The sequence below is a fragment of the Pseudomonas sp. GW821-FHT03A09 genome, from assembly GCF_059421065.1.
Genome location: NZ_JBWKUX010000004.1, coordinates 421,471 through 442,255 on the forward strand (window position 1 = coordinate 421,471; position 20,785 = coordinate 442,255).

Annotated in this window: 16 protein-coding genes; 10 read left to right on the forward strand and 6 right to left on the reverse strand. The window is 60.9% G+C overall.

All coding sequences use genetic code 11. The annotated features are described in order from the left end of the window. The first annotated feature begins 84 nt into the window (after nucleotides 1–84). The 7 genes from AC07V4_RS09775 to AC07V4_RS09805 all read left to right on the forward strand — a co-directional run bounded on the left by AC07V4_RS09775 (nucleotide 85) and on the right by AC07V4_RS09805 (nucleotide 8,857). Entirely contained in the window at nucleotides 85–978 is an 894-nt protein-coding gene (locus tag AC07V4_RS09775) for a DMT family transporter (protein ID WP_492636053.1), read from the forward strand. Between the two features lie 26 nt (nucleotides 979–1,004). After that, nucleotides 1,005–2,867, forward strand: coding sequence for a molybdopterin-synthase adenylyltransferase MoeB (gene moeB / locus AC07V4_RS09780; protein ID WP_492635791.1), 1,863 nt, complete (start codon nucleotides 1,005–1,007; stop codon nucleotides 2,865–2,867). Nucleotides 2,868–2,882: 15 nt separating this feature from the next. Further along, nucleotides 2,883–3,797 carry a PLP-dependent cysteine synthase family protein gene (locus AC07V4_RS09785; RefSeq protein ID WP_492635790.1) on the forward strand — a complete coding sequence of 305 codons (915 nt, stop codon included), beginning with the start codon at nucleotides 2,883–2,885 and terminating at the stop codon, nucleotides 3,795–3,797. A gap of 37 nt (nucleotides 3,798–3,834) precedes the next feature. Continuing rightward, entirely contained in the window at nucleotides 3,835–4,827 is a 993-nt protein-coding gene (locus tag AC07V4_RS09790; RefSeq protein ID WP_492635789.1) for a serine O-acetyltransferase, read from the forward strand. A 2-nt stretch (nucleotides 4,828–4,829) separates the two neighbouring features. Continuing rightward, nucleotides 4,830–5,558 carry an alanyl-tRNA editing protein gene (locus AC07V4_RS09795; RefSeq protein WP_492635788.1) on the forward strand — a complete coding sequence of 243 codons (729 nt, stop codon included), beginning with the start codon at nucleotides 4,830–4,832 and terminating at the stop codon, nucleotides 5,556–5,558. 216 nt (nucleotides 5,559–5,774) lie between these two features. Beyond that, complete coding sequence (locus tag AC07V4_RS09800; RefSeq protein WP_431750189.1) at nucleotides 5,775–7,520, forward strand: ABC transporter permease; 1,746 nt, start codon at nucleotides 5,775–5,777, stop codon at nucleotides 7,518–7,520. 14 nt (nucleotides 7,521–7,534) lie between these two features. Continuing rightward, complete coding sequence (locus AC07V4_RS09805) at nucleotides 7,535–8,857, forward strand: ABC transporter ATP-binding protein (protein ID WP_431750190.1); 1,323 nt, start codon at nucleotides 7,535–7,537, stop codon at nucleotides 8,855–8,857. Between the two features lie 127 nt (nucleotides 8,858–8,984). Here the strand turns inward: AC07V4_RS09805 and prpD are convergent, their stop codons facing one another. The 6 genes from prpD to AC07V4_RS09835 all read right to left on the reverse strand — a co-directional run bounded on the left by prpD (nucleotide 8,985) and on the right by AC07V4_RS09835 (nucleotide 17,405). Beyond that, nucleotides 8,985–10,469 carry a 2-methylcitrate dehydratase gene (prpD, locus tag AC07V4_RS09810; RefSeq protein ID WP_492635787.1) on the reverse strand — a complete coding sequence of 495 codons (1,485 nt, stop codon included), beginning with the start codon at nucleotides 10,467–10,469 and terminating at the stop codon, nucleotides 8,985–8,987. A gap of 137 nt (nucleotides 10,470–10,606) precedes the next feature. Then, on the reverse strand, nucleotides 10,607–11,797 hold the full coding sequence (prpF, locus tag AC07V4_RS09815) for a 2-methylaconitate cis-trans isomerase PrpF (protein WP_431751256.1): 1,191 nt from the start codon (nucleotides 11,795–11,797) through the stop codon (nucleotides 10,607–10,609). 11 nt (nucleotides 11,798–11,808) lie between these two features. After that, nucleotides 11,809–14,403 carry a Fe/S-dependent 2-methylisocitrate dehydratase AcnD gene (gene acnD / locus AC07V4_RS09820; RefSeq protein ID WP_492635786.1) on the reverse strand — a complete coding sequence of 865 codons (2,595 nt, stop codon included), beginning with the start codon at nucleotides 14,401–14,403 and terminating at the stop codon, nucleotides 11,809–11,811. Nucleotides 14,404–14,610: 207 nt separating this feature from the next. Continuing rightward, entirely contained in the window at nucleotides 14,611–15,738 is a 1,128-nt protein-coding gene (prpC, locus tag AC07V4_RS09825) for a bifunctional 2-methylcitrate synthase/citrate synthase (RefSeq protein ID WP_492635785.1), read from the reverse strand. Nucleotides 15,739–15,804: 66 nt separating this feature from the next. Beyond that, nucleotides 15,805–16,698 carry a methylisocitrate lyase gene (gene prpB, locus AC07V4_RS09830; RefSeq protein WP_123715392.1) on the reverse strand — a complete coding sequence of 298 codons (894 nt, stop codon included), beginning with the start codon at nucleotides 16,696–16,698 and terminating at the stop codon, nucleotides 15,805–15,807. A gap of 11 nt (nucleotides 16,699–16,709) precedes the next feature. Beyond that, a complete protein-coding gene (locus tag AC07V4_RS09835; RefSeq protein WP_431750133.1) occupies nucleotides 16,710–17,405 on the reverse strand; it encodes a GntR family transcriptional regulator in 696 nt (231 codons plus the stop codon). Between the two features lie 272 nt (nucleotides 17,406–17,677). Here AC07V4_RS09835 and rloA point away from each other — a divergent pair, with 272 nt between their 5' ends. From rloA to AC07V4_RS09850, 3 genes are read left to right on the forward strand one after another with little or no spacing between them, the layout of a single operon-like run. Continuing rightward, nucleotides 17,678–18,214 carry a retropepsin-like aspartic peptidase RloA gene (gene rloA / locus AC07V4_RS09840; RefSeq protein ID WP_431750132.1) on the forward strand — a complete coding sequence of 179 codons (537 nt, stop codon included), beginning with the start codon at nucleotides 17,678–17,680 and terminating at the stop codon, nucleotides 18,212–18,214. Between the two features lie 5 nt (nucleotides 18,215–18,219). Beyond that, complete coding sequence (rloB, locus tag AC07V4_RS09845; RefSeq protein WP_431750131.1) at nucleotides 18,220–19,752, forward strand: osmotic stress tolerance membrane protein RloB; 1,533 nt, start codon at nucleotides 18,220–18,222, stop codon at nucleotides 19,750–19,752. Further along, nucleotides 19,752–20,738 carry an alpha-L-glutamate ligase-like protein gene (locus AC07V4_RS09850; protein ID WP_492635784.1) on the forward strand — a complete coding sequence of 329 codons (987 nt, stop codon included), beginning with the start codon at nucleotides 19,752–19,754 and terminating at the stop codon, nucleotides 20,736–20,738. Before rloB ends, AC07V4_RS09850 begins: the two co-directional genes overlap by 1 nt. Nucleotides 20,739–20,785 lie beyond the last annotated feature (47 nt).

Sequence of the window (20,785 nt, forward strand, 5' to 3'; positions counted from 1 at the left end):
AATTCCGGCTCAGGGAAGCAATAAACGATGCCAATGTCCGCCGTCCTCGAAAACACTGCAAAAATCAAAAATCAGAAACAGTGGCTGGCTGGCCTGGTGACCAGCATCATGTTCCTGATCGTGTGCCTGAGTTGGGGCACCACTTGGCTGGGCATCAAGATTGCCGTGGAGAGCGTGCCGCCGCTGACGTCTGCAGGCCTGCGCTTCCTGATCGCCTTCCCGTTGTTCCTGTGTTTTGCCCTGGTGCGCCGCGAGCCGATCCTGTTTCCCCGGGAAAGCCGCTGGTTCTTCGTGTTTGTGACCCTTTCCTACTTCAGCGTTCCTTATTACCTGCTCAACTACGGCGAGATGCATGTCTCGTCCGGCCTCACCGCCCTACTGTTCAGCTGCATGCCGGTGTTTATCCTGATTTTCTCTGCGCTGTTCCTGCGTGAGCGTATCTATTTCTCCCAGGTGGTCGGCATCGGCATCGGCTTCGGCAGCCTGTACATGATCATCAAGAGCCAGGGCCTGCACCTGGACCACGCCGAATTCCTGGGCGTGCTGGCGATCCTGAGCGCCGCGATCATGCATGCGTTGTGCTATGTCATCACCAAGCAAAAAGGCAGCGCCATCAGCGTGATCACCTACAACACCCTACCCATCGGCATCGCCGGGCTGATGTTGTTCGTGGCTGGCCTGTGGTTTGAAACGCCCACCTTCGATCACATCAGCGCACGCTCCTGGGGCGCGCTGTTCTACCTGGGGCTGGTCGCCTCGGTAGGCGGGTTCATCGTGTACTTCATGCTGCTCAAGCGTTTGAGCCCGATCATCCTGTCGTTCGTGTTCATCATCTTTCCGGTGTTCGCGGTGATCATCGGCGCGTGGTACGAGGGCGTGGCGATTTCACGAGACCTGATGCTGTACTCGGCCATCCTGCTGGCCGGCTTTGCAATCACCAAGTTGCCAATTGAAAAACTCTTGGCCAAGAAATCTTGACCCACTCACCACCACGCGAGAGAAACATGGACGTCCTCCGCCCAAAAGCCCTGGAACAGATCTACGCCCACGCCAGCCGCAGCTACCCCGAGGAATGCTGTGGCTTCGTCTTCGCCGACGGCAGTGTGTACCTGGGCAGCAACATCCAGAACGAGCTGCACCGCAAGGACCCGCAGATGTACCCGCGCAGCGCGGCCAACGGCTACACCTTTTCCGTCGCCGACACCCTGCTGATGAACAAGGCGTTTCGCAGCGATAACCCGGTGGTGGTGATCTACCACTCCCACCCGGATGTCGGCGCCTATTTCAGTGACGAGGACCAGGACAAGGCACTGTTCCTGGGCGAGCCGATCTACTCCGTCAGCTACCTTGTGGTGGATGTTCGCCAAGGCCTGGCCCTGGGGTCAAAACTGTTTGCCTGGGATGGCAAGCACTTCGCCCTTAACCCTTTCAACGACCTGCACACGGAGTTGTCCATGAACGCTGTCTCCTTACCCGACATTCTGGTCCGCGTGGCCAAGCTGCCGGAATCGACCCTTGAGGGCACCGGATCGACATTGCGCGAAGTCATTGAAAGTATCTGCAACCGCCACCCACAACTGCGCGCCCATCTGTTTCACGAAAACAACAACCAACTCAAAGAACACTTTCTGTTCACCGCCGAAGAAGAACTGATCGGCGCTGATGAGCCCTTGCCGGAAAAGGCCAGGATCGAAGTGCTGCTGGCCACTTCCGGCGGCATGGACATGGATGCCCTGAGCAACGAAGAAGTGCAGCGTTATGTACGCCACATCACCCTGCCCGGCGTTGGCCGCGAGGGTCAGTTAAAGCTGAAAAACGCCAAGGTACTGATCATCGGCACCGGTGGCCTGGGCTCACCCATCAGCCTGTACCTGGCGGCTGCCGGCATCGGCACCCTGGGGCTGGTGGATTTTGATGTGGTGGAAAGCAGCAACCTGCAACGCCAGATCGTCCACGGCAACAGCACGCTGGGCATGCCCAAGGTCGAGTCCGCCAAGCAACGCTTGCAAGACCTCAACCGCCATATCCAGATCAACGCCCACGACACTGCCCTGAACGCCGACAATGCCCTGGAGCTGGTAGGCGCCTATGACCTGGTGATCGACGGCACCGACAATTTCGACACGCGCTACCTCGTCAACGACGCCTGCGTGCAGTTGGGCAAACCCTTGGTATACGGCGCCATCTACCGTTTCGACGGGCAAATCAGCGTGCTCAACTATAAAGGCGGGCCATGCTACCGCTGCCTGTTTCCCTCAGCCCCGCCTGCGGAACTGGCGCCCAACTGCAGCGCTGGCGGCGTGATCGGCGTCTTGCCGGGGGTTGTCGGGATGATCCAGGCCACCGAGGCGATCAAGCTGTTGATCGGCATCGGCGAACCCTTGTCCGGCCGCTTGATGCGCTTCGATGCCCTGGCGATGAAGTTCAGCGAAATCCGCTTCAAGCGCCGCGCCGACTGCCCCTGCTGTTCGGACCTGCGCCACAGCGAAACCGTCGCGCCCACCACCTGTGCCGATGCCGTGCCGAGCCAACCGTCCCTGGACGAAGAGCGCTATATAAAGCCCCAAGTACTCAAGCAGGTACTGGAACACCACCGCAGCGCCGACGTGCTGCTGGATGTGCGCGATGCCAGCGAACTGGAAGTGTGCAAATTACCGGGCGTGGTGCACATCCCCCTGGCCGAGCTGGACGGGCAACTTGACAGCCTCAGCCGCGACAACACCCACTACCTGATCTGCTACGCCGGCACCCGTGCCGAGCAAGCGGCCAGCACCTTGCTGGCAGCGGGGTTTGCCAACACCAAGGTCCTGCAGGGCGGCATGAAGCACTGGGTGCGTGATGTCGAACCCGACATGCCGTTGTACTGAGCCGGGGACTGACTGATGTTGCATAACTCCATTCTCGACGCCATCGGCCAGACGCCCATCGTGCGTCTGGCGCAGTTTTCCGAAGACCTCGGCATCGAGGTCTACGCCAAGCTCGAATCCCTCAACCCAGGCGGCAGCCACAAGGCGCGCATCGCCCTGGGCATGATCCTCGACGCCGAACGCCGGGGCGTGCTGATGCGCGACTCGGGGCAAACCATCATCGAGCCCAGCGGCGGCAACACCGGCATCGGCCTAGTGATGGCCGGCAATGTACTGGGCTACAAAGTCGTGCTGGTGATCCCCGACAACTACAGCCCCGAGAAGCAGAAATTGCTGCGCCTGTACGGCGCCAAGGTGGTGTTGTCGGACAGCCGCCTGGGCAACAACTCCCACGGCGAAAAATGCATGGAATTGCAGTTGGAAAACCCCAACTACGTGATGCTCAACCAGCAGCGCAACGGCGCCAACCCGCAAACCCACCGTGACACCACCGCGCCGGAAATCCTCCGCGCCTTCGGTGAACGGCGGGTGGATTACTTCGTCAGTGGCATTGGCACCGGCGGCCACATCACCGGGATCGGCGAAACCCTCAAGGCTGCATGGCCGGCGATCCGTGTGATGGGCGTGGAGCCGGAAGAATGCGACCTGCTCAAGGACCAACACGCTCCGCATCACATCCAGGGACTGTCGATCGGCCTGATCCCGAGCATTCTCAACCTGGAGGTCCTGGACGGCATGCTCAAGGTGTCGCACCAGGCGTGCATCGACATGATGAAACGCATCATGCGCACCGATGCCATCAGCCTGGGTCTGTCGTCGGCCGCCAACTTGGTTGCCATCGCCCAGCTCGCCCCCGAACTACCACCCGAAACGGTGGTGTTGACCATGGTCTACGACAATGCTGACAGCTACCTGCCCAGTTTCGAATAACCGGTTACTCAACCAACCAGAATGCGGGGGTGCCTCCATGGGGGGCTTTATCGACATGCAACAGTTGCACGATGAGTTACTCACCCACCTCATCAAGACCCTGACGCCCGCACAGATGAAGCTGTTGGAACCGCACCTGGCCCCCTTGATCCAGAATGCCGCCCAGGCGGTTGCCGAAGACTTGATCGCCTATTCCTATCGCGACCCGGCGTCCCGTGGGCGCGGTGAGTTGATCCTCGAGTCCTATGCCTCGTTCAAGGCGGTGCTGTTCTACCGGCTCGCGCACTTGGTATGGCACTTCCCCGACTCACCCAACGGTGAGTTTTCGCGCATGGCCCTCAAGCTCAGCAACCAGGGCAAGATCCTCTCCGGCGCCGAGATCCACCCGGCGGCGCGCATCGGTCGGCGCTTTGTGCTGGACCACGGCTACGGCACGGTGATTGGCGAAACCTGCGAGATCGGCAACGACTGCTACATCCTCTGCGGCGTCACCCTCGGTGCCCGGGGTATCGCCAACAACCCAGACGGCAAGCGCCACCCGCGCCTGGGCAACAATGTCGAGGTCGGCTCGGGTGCCCGGGTGCTGGGCTATATCTTGATCGGCGATAACGTGTTTATCAGCCCATCCTGCGTGATCACCCAGGACGTGCCCGCAGGCACCAAGGTCAAGGTGGTAAATCAGATCCAGCTGCAAAAAAATGTAGAAACGGACCACAGCCATTACCTCAGTGCCTTTGCCCTGGATGAACGCTTGCATGTGGTCGGCGAGGTCAACGCCAGCAACAAGGTCACGGTGCTGGATGCCGACTTTCATCCGTTGCAAGGGTTGATGCTGGAGCCCACGGTGAAAGAGCGCCACCACCTGCAATTTCGCCTGCGTCGCCTCGACATCGGCGAACAACTGCCGCGCCTGCCGCTGAACCTGAAAGTCTGCGGGCCAGAATTTGAAATCACCCTGCTCTCGCCCCCTGGTTTAAGTGCAATGGTGCGTCACCTGTTGCAAGCCAGCCCATTGATCGTCGGAGGTTGAACATGTCCGTGCATACCATGGAAACCCTGGCGCTGTTCGACAGCGCACCCTATCAGAACGCCTTCAGCGCCCGGGTGATTGCCGTCAGCGAACAAGGCATTGCTCTGGAGCACACGCTGTTCTATCCCACGGGCGGCGGGCAGCCGGGTGACACCGGGCATTTCACCCTGGCCGATGGCACCCGGGTCGACGTAGTGGGCACCGTGCGCGACCCGGCACTGCGTTCGATCATCTGGCACCAGGTGGAACATTGCCCCGAGCAATTGACTGCCGGCACGCAGATAGACGCCAGCCTCGATTGGGAGCGACGCTACCAGCACATGAGGATGCACACCTGCCTGCACCTGCTGTGCTCGCTCATCGATGCCCCCGTGACAGGCTGCAGTATCAGCGCCGACAAAGGCCGCCTGGACTTCGATCTGCCGGAGATGACCCTCGATAAAGACACCCTCACCCGCGACCTCAACGCCCTGATAGAGGCCGCCCATGAGGTGAAAACCCTGTCGATGCCCGCCACGGAATACGCGACCTTGCTGCAGATCACCCGCACCCAGGCGGTGGCGCCCCCGGTGATCCAGGGTTCGGTGCGGGTTATCGAAATTGCCGGAATCGACATCCAGCCCTGCGGCGGCACCCATGTGATCAATACAGAGGAAATCGGCAAGGTGTTTTGCGAAAAGATCGAGAAGAAGAGCAAGCACAACCGTCGGGTGATCCTGAGGTTTGCGTAACGCCCAAGTGGCAGTTCGTACAGGAAACTGACAGCAAATTTATGCGCTTGTAACATTCAGAAACGTACAATTCCCCCCAGCGGCGTATCTCCCCCAGATACGCCGTCCTGACTCATGGAGAAAGCGTCCCCAGCCTTTCTCTGTGGGCGCTGTAGAGAAGCTAAGCTCAAACCCATCACGCCCTTCTGAACCTGAACGCTGCAGGAACGACTGCCTATGAACAAAGTGTTCCGTCACTACATCCCGGCGTCCACCCTGCGCCTGCTGCCCAACCGCTGGGATTTGGTCGCCCTGCCACTGGTGATCGGTTTTCTGCTGTTTTTCTCCATCACCGCCCGGGAAACCTGGGCCCCCATTGCCACCCTGCAAAGTGAAGTCATTTCCCTCGACCCGGCCAACCTGCCGGAATACGCGATGCGCACCACCCTGCGCATGCTCGCGGCGATGGTGGCGGCGCTGGTGTTCACCCTGCTGTACGGCACCCTGGCCGCTAAAAGCCGGCGCGCCGAAAAACTGTTAGTGCCCGTGCTCGACATTCTGCAATCGGTGCCGGTGCTCGGTTACATCTCGTTTACCGTGACGTTCTTTCTGTTGCTGTTCCCCGGGCGCGTGCTGGGCGCCGAGTTCGCCGCCATCTTCGCAATCTTCACCAGCCAGGCCTGGAACATGACGTTCAGCTTCTACCAGTCGCTGCGCATGTTGCCCCATGACCTGGTGGAAGTATCCACCAACCTGCGCCTTTCCGGCTGGCAGAAGTTCTGGAAGCTGGACGTGCCATTCGCCATGCCTGGGCTGGTGTGGAACATGATGATGAGCATGTCCGGCGGCTGGTTTTTCGTGGTCGCGTCCGAAGCCATCACTGTCGGTGACAAAACCATCACCCTGCCGGGCGTGGGTTCATACTTAGCCCTGGCCATCGCCCAGAAAGACCTGCACGCCGTGGGTTATGTGATCTTGGCGATGATCGCGGTGATCCTGATCTACGACCAGTTCCTGTTCCGCCCACTGGTGGCCTGGGCCGACAAGTTCCGCATGGAAACCACCGCCTCCCAGGGCGCCGCGCCGCAGTCCTGGGTGCTGAACCTGATCCAGCGCACCCGTGTCGTTCAACGCATCCTGCGCCCAATCACCCGTACCGTCAGCCGCCTGGGCAACAAACGCTTCAGCCTGGCGGGCGGCGCGTTCAAGGCACTCCCGACAGAAACGCCCGCTGCGTCGAAACTCATCGACTGGGCCTGGGGCACGTTGATTGCGCTGATGGCCGCCTATGCGCTGTACCACATCGTGCAATACGTCGGCACCGAAGTGACCTTCGCCGAGGTCGGCCACGTGGTAGTGCTGGGCCTGATCACCTTGCTGCGGGTGGCCGGGTTGATCCTGATTGCCTCGCTGATCTGGGTGCCCTTGGGCGTGATGATCGGCTTGCGCCCAAGCCTGGCGGAAAAAATCCAGCCCTTGGCGCAGTTCCTCGCGGCGTTTCCGGCGAACCTGCTGTTCCCCGTGTTCGTCATCGTGATCCTGCACTTCAACCTCAACCCGGACATCTGGCTGAGCCCGCTGATCGTGCTGGGCACTCAGTGGTACATCCTGTTCAACGTGATTGCCGGGGCCAGTGCCTTCCCCAACGACTTCAAGGAGGCCGCCGCCAACTTCCGTATTCGCGGCTGGCTGTGGTGGCGCAAGGTGATGCTGCCGGGGATCTTCCCGTACTACGTCACCGGCGCGATTACCGCCTCGGGCGGCGCCTGGAACGCCAGCATCGTGTCCGAGTACGTGTCCTGGGGCCAGGACAATGTGGTCGCCCACGGGCTGGGCGCCTATATCGCACAAACCACAGCCGCCGGTGACTTCCCCAAGATCGCCCTGGGCGTGGTGGTGATGTCGATCTTCGTGGTGGCGTTCAACCGTGCGGTCTGGCGGCCGATGTACGCCATCGCCGAAAACAAACTTCGTCTGAATTAATGGGATTCGCAGTGATGAATACCTATACCGAACACACCGCCGATACCCCGGAAATCTACTCGCTGAAAAACGTGAACCGGGTCTTCGGCAAAGGCAAAGAAGAGCTGCAAGTGCTCAGCGGCGTCGACCTGAGCCTGCACGAAGGCGAGATCGTCGGCATGCTTGGCCGCTCCGGCTCCGGCAAATCAACACTGCTGCGCATTATCGCCGGCCTGATCCAGCCGTCGTCGGGCGAGGTGAAATACCATGGCAAACCGTTGACCGGCCCAGCCGAAGGCGTGGCCATGGTATTCCAGACTTTTGCGCTGTTTCCCTGGCTGACCGTGCTGGAAAACGTAGAGGCCGGCCTGCAAGCCCTGCAAGTCGAACGCAAGGAAGCCCGCAAGCGCGCCTTGGCCGCCATCGACCTGATCGGCCTGGACGGTTTCGAAAACGCCTACCCCCGTGAATTGTCCGGCGGTATGCGCCAGCGCGTGGGCTTTGCCCGTGGCTTGGTGGTCAACCCCACCTTGTTGCTGATGGACGAACCGTTCTCGGCCCTGGACGTGCTCACCGCTGAAACCTTGCGTACCGACCTGCTGGATTTGTGGAGCGGCAAGCAACTGCCGATCAAGTCGATCCTGATCGTGACCCACAACATCGAAGAAGCGGTGCTGATGTGCGACCGCATCCTAGTGCTGTCGTCCAACCCCGGGCGCGTGGTCGCCGAGATCAAGGTGCCGTTCCCGCACCCGCGTAACCGGCTGGACCCGACCTTCCGGCAAATGGTCGACGACATCTATGCCCTGATGACCGACCGCCGCAGCGCCGATGCCAGTGCCGGTAAGCCCGAACTGAAGATGAGCAGCCTGCTGCCGGAAGTGTCCACCAACCTCATGGCCGGCCTGATCGAAACCCTGGCCGCCGAACCCTACAACGGCCACGCCGGCCTGCCCACCGTCGCCGAACGGCGTCTGCTGGAAGTCGACGACCTGTTCCCCGTGGCGGAAATGCTCGAGCACCTGGGCTTTGCCGAACTCAAGGGCGCCGACATCACCCTCACCGACGCCGGCAAGCTGTTCGCCGATTACGGTACCCAGGAACGCAAGACTCTGTTCGCCGAACATTTGATCCAGCACGTCCCCTTGGCGGCACGCATTCATCAGGTGTTGCTGGAGCGCAGCGGGCACCGCGCACCCCGGGTGCGTTTCGAGCAAGAGCTGGAAGATTCGATGACCGAAGCTTTCGTGGAAAAAACCCTGGAAAGCGTGGTGGCGTGGGGGCGCTATGCGGAGATCTTCTCCTATGACGACCACACCGAGACGTTCAGCCTGGAGGATGTCGAAGGCAGCATGTAAGCCTTGACCAACACAGAACAAAATGTGGGAGCTGGCTTGCCTGCGATAGCGGTGGGTCAGCCACACAGGTGGCACAAATAGACCGCTATCGCAGGCAAGCCAGCTCCCACATTAACCGCGTTGTGATTTAGATAACGAACAAGTCCACAAATCGATTGACCGGCGTGGCCTCAAGCCGCGCTTGATCCTTGCACAACGCAAAAATCTCCCCACTGCGCTGCGCGGTAAACCGCGTGGCCAGGTTGGCCTTGAACTTGTCTTCCAACAACGCAATGCCCTCCGCCCGGCGACGGCGATGGCCAATCGGGTATTCCACCGCCACCTGCTCGGTGTGGCTGCCATCCGTGAAAAACACCTGCACCGCATTGGCAATGGAGCGTTTGTCCGCCTCCAGGTATTCACGGCTGTAGCGTGGGTCTTCAACGATGACCATCTTGTCGCGCAACTGATCGATGATGGGGTGCGCGGCGTGGAATTCGTCTTCGTACTGCTCGGCCACCAAATTGCCAAAGGCCAGGGGCACGGCGGTCATGTATTGCAGGCAATGGTCGCGGTCGGCGGCGTTGGCCAACGGGCCGACCTTGGAGATGATGCGAATCGCCGACTCGTGGGTGGTGATCACGATGCGCTCGATGTCATGCAGGCGATCCTTCACCAGCGGGTGCAAGATCACCGCGGCTTCACAAGCGGTTTGCGCGTGGAACTCGGCGGGAAAGCTGATCTTGAACAACACGTTTTCCATCACGTAGGTGCCGTAGGGCTGGGACAGGCTGAACGTGCGCTTGTCCTCGGGCTTGAGCGCCAAGTCTTTATTGGTATGGCTGAACAATACGTCGTAGAAGCCCCACTGCGGTGCACTCAACACACCGGGGATGCCCATCTCGCCGCGCAGCGCGATATCCGCCAGGCGCACACCACGGCTCGACGCATCCCCCGCTGCCCAGGATTTGCGCGAACCGGCGTTCGGCGCATGGCGGTAAGTGCGCAGCGCCTGGCCATCGACGAAGGCATGGGACAAGGCCGCAAGCAGTTGCTCACGGTTAGCACCCATGAGCTTAGCGGTGACCGCCGTAGAAGCGACCTTCACCAGCAACACATGATCGAGGCCTACACGATTGAAGGAATTTTCCAGAGCTATCACGCCCTGGATCTCATGGGCCATGACCATCGCTTCGAGTACCGCACGCACGGTCAGCGGCGTGTCACCATTGGCCACGCGCTTTTGCGAAAGGTGGTCGGCCACGGCAAGAATGCCGCCGAGGTTATCCGAAGGGTGGCCCCATTCAGCGGCAAGCCAGGTGTCGTTGTAGTCGAGCCAACGCACGATGCAACCGATGTCCCACGCCGCCTTCATCGGGTCCAGTCGGAACGACGTACCCGGTACACGAGCGCCAAACGGCACCACCGTGCCCTCGACCATCGGCCCCAGGTGCTTGGTGCACTCAGGGAAACGCAGGGCCAGCAAGCCGCAGCCCAAGGTATCCATCAGGCAGTTGCGGGCAGTGTCCAGTGCATCCCGGGATTCGATCCGGTAATCAAGGACGTAATCGGCTATGTCCTGCAGGACCTGGTCGTAATCGGGGCGGTTGTTCTGGTCGACGTTGGCGCTCATGACAGTACTCCAAAAATGGGTTGGGGGGGTGTCCTCGGGCTCACGGTTGCTGGAAGCAGATCTAGGGTGTCTGCCTTGGAATAGAGATCACCTGTGGGAGGGGGCAAGCCCCCTCCCACATTGGATTAGTGTTGGGTTTAGAAGGCATCGCCGGGAACACGCACGAAACCTTCCATCAACACCCGTGCACTGCGGCTCATGATGGCTTTTTTCACGACCCATTCACCGTTGACTTCACTGGCCTCGGCACCGACACGCAAGGTGCCGGACGGATGCCCGAAGCGCACCGCATTGCGCTCCACGCCACCGGCCGCCAAGTTGACCAAGGTGCCGGAAATCGCCGCCGCCGTACCAATCGCCACCGCCGCCGTGCCCATCATCGCGTGGTGCAGCTTGCCCATGGACAGCGCGCGCACCAGCAGGTCCACATCGCCGGCCTTGATCGCTTTGCCGCTGGACGCCACATAATCCGCAGGCTTGGCCACAAACGCGACCTTCGGCGTGTGCTGGCGCTGGGCGGCTTCGTCCAGGTGCTGGATCAGGCCCATGCGCAGGGCGCCGTAGGCCCGCACGGTCTCGAACATCGCCAAGGCTTTCGGGTCGCTGTTAATCGCGCCTTGCAGCTCGGTGCCGGTGTAGCCGAGGTCTTCGGCATTGATGAAAATCGTCGGGATGCCCGCGTTGATCAACGTCGCCTTGAAGGTGCCGACGCCAGGCACCTCAAGGTCATCGACGAGGTTACCGGTGGGGAACATCGAACCACCGCCGCCCTCCTCTTCCGCCGCCGGGTCCATGAACTCCAGCTGCACTTCGGCTGCTGGGAAGGTCACGCCGTCCAGCTCGAAGTCGCCGGTTTCCTGCACAGCACCGTCGGTGATCGGCACATGGGCAATGATGGTCTTGCCGATATTGGCCTGCCACACCCGCACCACGGCCACGCCGTTGTGGGGCACGCGGGCGGGGTCTACCAGCCCGGCGCTGATGGCGAACGAGCCCACCGCCGCCGACAGGTTGCCGCAGTTGCCGCTCCAGTCGACAAAGGGTTTGTCGATGGAGACCTGGCCGAACAGGTAGTCCACGTCGTGATCGGCGCGGGTGCTTTTGGCCAGGATGACCGTCTTGCTGGTGCTCGACGTGGCGCCGCCCATGCCGTCGATCTGTTTGTCGTACGGGTCGGGACTACCGATTACCCTCAATAGCAGGGCATCGCGTGCGGCGCCGGGCACCTGCGCCACTTCGGGCAAGTCCTTGAGGCTGAAAAACACGCCCTTGCTGGTGCCGCCACGCATGTAGGTGGCGGGGATCTTGATTTGCGCTGCGTGTGCCATGGTTATCCTCTTCAGGCGGTCGCCGCCGATTCCAGGAAGTCCTGGGCAAAACGTTGCAACACGCCGCCCGCCTCGTAGATCGACACTTCTTCGGCGGTGTCCAGGCGGCAGGTCACCGGCACTTCGACACGTTCGCCATTCTTGCGGTTGATCACCAAGGTCAGTTGCGCACGCGGGGTACGCGCGCCGACCACGTCATAGGTTTCGCTGCCGTCGATCTTCAGGGTGTGACGGTCGGTGCCCGGCAGGAACTCCAACGGCAACACGCCCATGCCCACCAGGTTGGTGCGGTGGATGCGCTCGAAACCTTCGGCGGCAATCGCCTCCACGCCGGCCAGACGCACGCCCTTGGCCGCCCAGTCGCGAGAGGAGCCCTGGCCGTAGTCGGCGCCCGCAATGATGATCAACGGTTGCTTGCGTTCCATGTAGGTTTCAATGGCTTCCCACATCCGCGTGACCTGGCCTTCTGGCTCGATACGCGCCAGGGAACCCTGCTTGACCTTGCCGCCTTCAACCACCATTTCGTTGAACAGTTTCGGGTTGGCGAAGGTAGCGCGCTGCGCGGTCAGATGGTCGCCACGGTGAGTCGCATAGGAGTTGAAGTCGACTTCCGGCAGGCCCATTTTTGCCAGGTATTCGCCCGCTGCACTGTCCAGCATGATCGCGTTGGAGGGCGACAGGTGATCGGTGGTGATGTTGTCCGGCAGCACCGCCAGCGGACGCATGCCCTTGAGCGGACGGGCACCGGCCAACGCGCCTTCCCAGTACGGCGGACGACGGATATAGGTGCTTTGCGGGCGCCAGTCATACAGCGGCGCGACTTTCGGGCCGGTGTCTTCGTGGATGGCGAACATTGGGATATAGACCTTGCGGAACTGCTCCGGCTTGACCGCCGCCTTGACCACCGCGTCGATCTCTTCGTCGCTCGGCCAGATGTCCTGCAGGCGGATTTCCTTGCCATTGGCATCCAGGCCCAGCACGTCCTTTTCGATATCGAAACGGATGGTGCCGGCAATCGCGTAAGCCACCACCAACGGCGGCGAGGCCAGGAAGGCTTGCTTGGCGTACGGGTGAATACGCCCGTCGAAGTTGCGGTTACCGGAGAGTACGGCGGTAGCGTACAGATCACGGTCGATGATCTCTTGCTGGATCTCCGGGTCGAGTGCGCCGGACATGCCGTTGCAGGTAGTGCAGGCAAACGCCACCACACCAAAGCCGAGTTTTTCCAGCTCATGGCCCAGGCCGGCTTCTTCCAGGTACATGGCCACGGTTTTCGAACCCGGCGCCAGTGAAGATTTGACCCAGGGTTTGCGGGTCAACCCCAGCTTGTTGGCGTTACGCGCCAGCAAGCCCGCAGCGATCACGTTGCGCGGGTTACTGGTGTTGGTGCAACTGGTGATGGCCGCGATAATCACAGCGCCATCGGGCATTTGACCGGGCACTTCTTCCCACTGGCCGCTGATGCCTTTGGACGCCAAATCAGTGGTGGCGACGCGAGCGTGCGGGTTGCTCGGGCCGGCCATGTTGCGCACGACGCTGGACAGGTCGAAGGTCAGGCCACGCTCGTATTGCGCGCCCTTCAGGTCATCCGCCCACAGGCCGGTATGACGTGCGTATTGCTCCACCAGGGTGACTTGCTCATCTTCGCGCCCGGTGAGTTTCAGGTAGGCGATAGTCTGCTGGTCGATATAGAACATCGCGGCCGTGGCGCCGTATTCCGGGGCCATGTTGGAGATGGTCGCGCGGTCGCCCAGGGTGAGGGCCGAGGCGCCTTCCCCGAAAAACTCCAGCCATGCGCCGACCACTTTTTGCTTGCGCAGGAACTCGGTGAGCGCCAGCACCATGTCGGTGGCCGTGATGCCTGGTTGCAACTTGCCGGTCAACTCCACACCGACACTTTCCGGCAGGCGCATCCACGAGGCGCGCCCCAGCATCACGCTCTCCGCTTCCAGGCCGCCGACGCCGATGGCGATCACGCCCAGGGCATCCACATGCGGAGTGTGGCTGTCGGTGCCGACGCAGGTGTCCGGGAACGCCACACCGTCGCGCACCTGGATCACCGGAGACATTTTCTCCAGGTTGATCTGGTGCATGATGCCGTTGCCCGGCGGGATCACGTCGACGTTCTTGAACGCCTTTTTGGTCCACTCGATAAAGTGGAAACGATCTTCGTTGCGGCGGTCTTCGATGGCACGGTTTTTTTCGAACGCTTGCGGATCAAACCCACCGGCTTCAACGGCCAGGGAGTGGTCGACGATCAGTTGGGTCGGCACCACCGGGTTGACCTGAGCCGGGTCGCCGCCCTGCTGGGCGATGGCATCGCGCAGGCCGGCCAGGTCGACCAGGGCCGTCTGGCCGAGGATGTCATGGCACACCACACGCGCCGGGAACCACGGGAAATCGAGGTCGCGCTTGCGCTCGATCAACTGGCTCAGGGACGCGTTGAGCGTGGTCGGGTCGCAACGGCGCACCAGGTTCTCCGCGAGTACGCGGGAGGTGTAGGGCAAGGTGGCGTAGGCGCCGGGCTTGATTGCATCGACCGCCGCACGGGCGTCGAAGAAGTCCAGGCGACTGCCGGGTAGCGGTTTGCGAAATTCAGTGTTCATCGTCAGGACTCGGTCACGGTGGTTAGGCGGTACGAACCTACGGCATTGATCTGGGTGAACACGGTCCCTGTGGGAGCCGGGCTTGCCCGCGATAGCGATGTAACTGCCGACACATGTGTTGAATGTCAGTCAGTCATCGCGGGCAAGCCCGGCTCCCACATTGACCCGGTTCCAACCCTCAAAACCGGCGCCTCAGGTTCATCCCATTCAGCGACGTTCGATTGGCACGAACTTGCGCTGCTCGACGCCGACGTATTCGGCGCTTGGACGGATGATGCGGTTGTTGGCACGCTGCTCGAACACATGCGCCGCCCAGCCAGTCAGGCGTGAGCACACGAAAATCGGCGTGAACAGCTTGGTCGGGATGCCCATGAAGTGGTACGCCGAGGCATGGTAGAAGTCAGCGTTGGGGAACAGTTTCTTTTGCTCCCACATGGTCTTGTCGATGGCTTCGGAGACCGGGAACAGCACCTTGTCACCCACCTCGTCGGCGAGCTTTTTCGACCAGCCCTTGATCACTTCATTACGCGGGTCGCTGTCTTTGTAGATCGCGTGGCCAAAGCCCATGATCTTGTCCTTGCGCGCCAGCATGCCGAGGGTGCCTTCGACGGCTTCTTCGGCTGAACCGAAACGCTCGATCATCTCCATCGCCGCTTCGTTGGCACCGCCGTGCAACGGGCCGCGCAGGGAGCCGATGGCCGCGGTCACGCAGGAATACAGGTCGGACAGGGTCGACGCACACACACGAGCAGTGAAGGTGGAAGCGTTGAATTCGTGCTCGGCGTAGAGGATCAGCGAGACGTTCATCACCTTGACGTGCAGCTCGCTTGGCTTCTTGCCATGCAGCAGGTGCAGGAAGTGGCCGCCGATGCTCGGCTCATCCGTCACGCAGTTGATACGCTTGCCGTCGTGGCTGAAGCGGTACCAGTAGCACATGATCGCCGGGAAAGCCGCGAGCAGGCGGTCGGTGACATCGCGCTGCACGCTGAAGTCTTTCTCCGGCTCGATGTTGCCCAGGAACGAGCAACCGGTGCGCATCACGTCCATCGGGTGAGCGTCGGCGGGAATGCGTTCCAGCACCTCCTTGAGCGCTTGCGGCAGATCACGCAGTTTGCCCAGCCTGGCGGTGTAGGCGGCCAGCTCGGCTTGGGTCGGCAATTCGCCGTACAGCAGCAGGTAGGCGACTTCTTCAAATTGCGCGTCGGCGGCCAGTTCGCGCACGTCGTAGCCACGATAGGTCAGGCCGGCACCGGCCTGGCCCACGGTGGACAGGGCCGTCTGGCCCGCCACCTGGCCACGCAGGCCGGCGCCACTCAGTACTTTTGCTTCAGCCATGTTCGATCTCCAATCTTGAATTTATTAGGGAGGCATGTGGGAGCAGGCAAGCACCTTCCCACAGGCTTACTTTTTCGCGGCAAACAACGCGTCGAGCTTCTGCTCGAAGGTGTGGTAGTCGATGCGATCGTAAAGCTCCATGCGGGTTTGCATGGTGTCGATCACGTTCTGTTGGGTGCCGTCACGACGGATTGCGGTGTAGACGTTCTCGGCGGCCTTGTTCATGGCGCGGAAGGCCGAAAGCGGGTACAGCACGATGGAAACATCGGCAGATTTCAACTGTTCGGTGGTGTACAGAGGTGTCGCGCCGAACTCGGTAATGTTAGCCAGGATCGGTGCCTTCACGCGGGAGGCGAACAGTTTGTACATTTCCAGCTCGGTGATGGCTTCCGGGAACACCATGTCGGCGCCAGCCTCGATGCAGGCGGCGGCACGCTCCAGGGCGGACTCCAGGCCTTCTACCGCCAAGGCATCGGTACGCGCCATGATCACGAAACTGTCATCGGTGCGCGCATCCACGGCAGCCTTGATGCGGTCGACCATTTCCTGCTGGGACACGATTTCTTTATTCGGACGATGACCGCAGCGCTTGGCACCGACCTGGTCTTCGATATGAATGGCCGCTGCGCCGAACTTGATCATCGACTTGACCGTGCGCGCCACGTTGAACGCCGAGGAGCCAAAGCCGGTGTCCACGTCCACCAGCAGCGGCAGGTCGCACACGTCAGTGATACGACGCACATCGGTCAGCACGTCATCCAGGCCGGTGATGCCCAGGTCCGGCACGCCCAGGGAACCGGCAGCCACCCCGCCGCCCGACAGGTAGATCGCCTTGAAACCGGCGCGCTTGGCCAGCAGGGCGTGGTTGGCGTTGATCGCACCGACCACCTGCAAAGGGTGTTCGCTGGCGACCGCGTCACGGAAACGTTGGCCTGGCGTGCTGTTGTTATTGGAACTCATGACTCACCTCGTTAGGGGGTAGTGTCTGGAAAGTGACGGGCGATGTTGCGTTTGGAGGCGCCGATATGGCGGCGCATCAACAACTCCGCCAGTTCACCGTCACGATCGGCAATCGCGTCAAGAATGCGGTGATGCTCGGCAAAAGCCTGGCGTGGACGATTGGGCGTCGCGGAGAACTGGATGCGGTACATGCGCACCAATTGATACAGCTCGCCGCAGAGCATTTGGGTCAGGGTGCGGTTGCCGGCGCCTTGGATGATCCGGTAATGGAAATCGAAGTCGCCTTCTTGCTGGTAATAACCGAGGCCCGCCTGGAACGCTTCGTCGCGCTCATGGGTGTGCAACACCTGGCGCAGCTCTTCGATTTCCGCATCGGTCATGCGCTCGGCGGCCAAGCGGCAGGCCATGCCTTCGAGGGATTCGCGGATTTCGTAGAGTTCGATCAATTCGGCGTGGCTCAAGGACACCACCCGCGCACCGACATGGGGCACACGCACCAGCAGGCGCTGGCCTTCCAGGCGGTGGATCGCCTCACGCAACGGGCCACGGCTGATGCCGTAGGTGCGCGCCAGTTCCGGTTCGGAAATCTTGCTGCCGGGTGCGATTTCACCCTTGACGATGGCAGCCTGGATACGCCGGAAGACGTTCTCGGACATGGTCTGGGAATCGTCTTGCGCTATCACTGGGGTTTCCAGTTGATCCAGCATATTGTCGACACCTTTAAAATCAATGTCGCAAAAACTAGCCAATCAGCCCCTGATAGTCAAAGAATAAATCAACATTGTCGACAATCGTCTAATAACCCCTTCTGCACTTTCCCAGGGCATGGCCGCCTGCCAGCGCTGGCGCCAAAAAAGCATCATGTTAGAATGCCCGCCGCTTTCGCCTGACATCACCCGATGAAACGGCGCACGAGGGAGTTTGCGCAGCAATGCCAGTCGCCTTGAATTGAACATCGCACGGCACCGCCTCAGGATTTATGAGACTCAAGCCCTTCCTTCTATTGATTTGCCTATGGTGTGTACCGGGGCTTGGCATCGGTGCCGAGAAGACCGTGTATGGCCTGAATGAATACGCCAAGCTGGCCGGTATCGACCTGGAAGTGGCCGCCAAACTCGACACTGGCGCCAAGACCGCATCCCTCAGCGCCCGTGATATCAAGCGCTTCAAGCGTAATGGCGAATCCTGGGTACGCTTTTACCTGGCCATCGACACTGCCCACTCCCACCCCATCGAACTGCCCCTGGCCCGCGTCAGCAAGATCAAGCGTCGCGCCGGTGACTACGATCCCGATGAGGGCAAGCAGTACACCGCCCGTCCAGTGATCAGCCTGGATGTCTGCATGGGTACCGCTTTACGCAGCATCGAAGTGAACTTGACTGACCGCAGCGCATTCCAATACCCGCTGCTGATCGGCTCCGAAGCCTTGAAACGCTTTGATGCGCTGGTCGACCCCAGTCTTAAATACGCAGCGGGCAAACCTGCCTGCGCCGCCGACGCTCATACCGCCGAGTAAACCGAATGCGCTCTCTGACCTTGCACCTGAAAATCCTGATCACCATTTTGGTGGTGCTGGGTATTTCGGTCACCGCCTACCAGATTTTCGTGTTGGGTATCCCTGTGACCGAGGACGCCACGGACGACTTGTGGAACATCGACGCCAAGGTCGAGTTCGTCGCCAACCCCAAGGACCCGGTAAAGATCTCGATGTTCGTGCCGCCGCTGAGCCGCGACTTCGTCAGCCTCAATGAAAGCTTTATCTCGAACAACTATGGGGTGAGCGTCAACCGCACTGACGGCAACCGCAAGGTGACTTGGTCGGCACGCCGGGCCAAGGGCAAGCAAACCCTGTATTACCGCCTGGTGCTGACCAAGCGCTACAGCGGCGAAAAGGTCAAGGTCAAGGGCCCGACCTTCCGCGACAGCATTGCCGTGGAAGGCCCGGAAAAAATCGCCGCCGAAGCCTTGCTGGCGCCGATCCGCCAGCACTCGGCCGACGTCGAGACGTTCATCGGCGAAGCCATCAAGCGTACCAACAACCTCAACGACGACAATGTGAAACTGCTGCTGGCCGGCGACCCGTCGACGCCGCACAAGGCCAAGATCGTCGAACTGCTGCTGTCTATCGCCCATGTCCCGGTAGAAAAGGTCCACACCATCCGCCTGGTGGCCGACCAGCCGCAAACACCGGAACTGTGGCTGCGCAGCTTCAATGGCAACGACTGGTTGTACTTCAACCCCGAAACCGGTGAACAGGGCCTGCCGGCCGACCGCCTGTTGTGGTGGACCGGCGATGAAAACCTGATCACGGTGGAAGGCGGCAAGAAAGCCGCCGTGACGTTCAGCCTGAACAACAGCGAAATGAACGCCATTCGCCTGGCCAAGCTGACCGACGAGAACACCGACGCCAACTTCCTCGAATACTCGCTGTACGGCCTGCCGCTGCAAACCCAGCAGACCTTCATGATCATGGTGATGATCCCGATCGGCGTGCTGGTGATCCTGATTCTGCGCAACCTGATCGGCCTGCAGACCCTGGGCACCTTTACCCCGGTCCTGATCGCCCTGGCGTTCCGCGAGACGCAGTTGGGCTTCGGCATTGTGCTGTTCACGATCATCACAGCGCTAGGCCTGTCCCTGCGCTCGTACCTGGAACACTTGAAATTGCAGATGCTGCCGAGGTTGTCGGTGGTGCTGACCTTCGTGGTGGTGTTGATCGCGGCTATCAGCCTGTTCAGCCACAAGCTGGGGCTGGAACGCGGGCTGTCGGTGGCCTTGTTCCCGATGGTGATTCTGACCATGACCATCGAGCGCCTGTCGATCACCTGGGAAGAGCGCGGTGCCAGCCATGCGCTGAAAGTGGCGATTGGCACGCTGTTCGCCGCCACCCTCGCCCACTTGATCATGAGTGTGCCGGAGCTGATCTACTTCGTGTTCACCTTCCCGGCGATCCTGCTGATCCTGGTGGGCTTCATGCTGGCCATGGGGCGTTATCGCGGCTACCGCTTGACCGAGCTGGTGCGTTTCAAGGCCTTCCTCAAGGCTGACTCGTAATGTTCGGCTTCTGGAAGACCTGGAAGGCCCTGGAAGCGCGAGGGATCATGGGCATCAACCGGCGTAACGCCGACTACGTGCTCAAGTACAACAAGCGCAGTCTGTACCCGATCGTGGATGACAAGATCATCACCAAGGAACGGGCCATCGCCGCCGGTATCCATGTGCCGCAAATGTACGGCGTCATTTCTACCGAAAAGGAAATCGACAAGCTCGACGAGATCCTCGACGGACGCAGCGATTTCGTGATCAAACCGGCCCAAGGCGCCGGCGGTGACGGCATCCTGGTGGTGGCCGACCGCTTTGAAGGGCGCTATCGCACGGTGTCCGGCAAGCTGCTCAGCCATGAGGACATCGAACATCAGATTTCCAGCATCCTTACCGGCCTGTATTCCCTGGGCGGCCACCGCGACCGTGCGCTGATCGAATACCGCGTGGTGCCCGACCAGATCTTCAAGAGCATCAGCTACGAAGGTGTGCCGGATATCCGCATCATCGTGCTGATGGGCTACCCGGTCATGGCCATGCTGCGCTTGCCGACCCGTCAATCCAGCGGCAAGGCCAACCTGCACCAGGGTGCCATCGGTGTGGGCGTCGACCTGGCGACCGGCGTGACTTTGCGCGGCACCTGGCTGAACAACATCATCACCAAGCACCCTGACACCACCAATGCGGTGGACGGTGTGCAACTGCCCTACTGGGACGGCTTCATGACGCTTGCCGCCAACTGCTATGAGTTGTGCGGGCTGGGTTATATCGGCGTGGACATGGTGCTGGACCAGGAAAAAGGCCCGCTGATCCTTGAGCTCAATGCTCGGCCGGGGCTGAATATCCAGATCGCCAATGACTGTGGCCTGACCTTGCGCACCCATGCAGTGGAAGCGCGGCTGGATGAGTTGAAAGCGGCTGGCGTTACCGAAACCCCGGAAGAGCGAGTGAAGTTCGCGCAGGAACTGTTTGGGCATATACCGCACTTTGAAGGCTGATCCGGGCTTCAATCTGTCTATACCCGACATCCCCTCTAGGACCATCT